We start from the raw sequence: 1,057 nt of genomic DNA, 5'->3' as shown, positions 1-1,057 counted from the left end.
CCGTGCCGACGAGCCGCGCCACGCCGCCGGTCACGTCGACGCCGACCGCGACGGGGTCGCCGGCCGCGACGACGACTCGATGGTCGTCCGCGACGAGCACCTGAACGTCGGCACCGAGCGCCGCGCCTCCGGCCGTGCCCGCCTGCGCAAGCAGTCCTACACCACCACCGAGCAGGTCGAGGTGCCCGTGCAGCGCGAGGAGATCGTCGTCGAGCGCGAGAAGGTCGACCCGAACTCGCCCGAGGCCCGCACCGCCGGCCGTGGTGACGACGCCGTCGAGATCACCACCTACGAGGACGTCCCGGTGGCCGAGAAGAGCGTCGAGGCCGAGAAGGTCTCCCTCGGCAAGAAGACCCACCAGGACACCGAGCGCGTGTCCGAGGAGGTCCGCCACGAGGACGTCGAGGTCGAGCGTGACGGCGACGTCCGCCGCGACGGCCGCGACGGCAAGCGCCGCTGACCCGTCCTGACGGCCGCACCCGGCCGTCAGCCGGTCATCCGAAGGGCCCCGCGCCTCTGCTCCGGCAGAGGTGCGGGGCCCTTCCGCATGCCCTCAGCATGCCCGGCCTCCGAGCACGTCATGTCCGGCAGACGTGTGCCCGCTGAGCAGTGACTGGGAATCCGCTCAGTCCAGGCCCCCCGGGGTTGCATCCGGCCCCTACGGCCGGAAGGGTCGGCCCCATGACGGGTGGAGCAGCCGCCCGAACGGACCGTACGACGTGAGGAGTACACCATGGACCGCACCATGCTTCGTGACCTGCAGAACGCCGACGTCTTCTCGACCTCCGGAGACAAGATCGGCTCGGTGGGCCAGGTCTACCTGGACGACCGCACCGAGGAGCCGACGTTCATCACCGTGAAGACCGGCCTGTTCGGCACCAAGGAGACCTTCGTCCCGCTGGACAAGGCCCAGGCGACCGAGGGCGGCATCACCGTCCCGTTCGAGAAGGACTTCGTGAAGGACGCGCCCAACGTGGACGCGGACGCACCTCACTCCGGACGAGGAGCGCCGCATCTACGAGTACTACTCCATGGACTACGAGGTGGCGCGGGCCAC

The 1,057-nt window shown here is 70.4% G+C and carries 2 protein-coding genes; both read left to right on the top strand.

Translation table 11 applies throughout. The annotated features are described in order from the left end of the window. A partial coding sequence (locus tag AC2W7A_RS12765) for a YsnF/AvaK domain-containing protein (RefSeq protein ID WP_485991657.1) occupies nucleotides 1–460 on the top strand: 460 nt, incomplete at its 5' end. Nucleotides 461–733: 273 nt separating this feature from the next. Beyond that, a partial coding sequence (locus tag AC2W7A_RS12760; protein ID WP_485991656.1) for a PRC-barrel domain-containing protein occupies nucleotides 734–1,057 on the top strand: 324 nt, incomplete at its 3' end.

It is taken from the genome of Micrococcus sp. LASM2_SD2, assembly GCF_057364565.1.
Note: the sequence above shows the minus strand (reverse complement) of the source record. Positions and strands in the feature narration are given on the sequence as shown.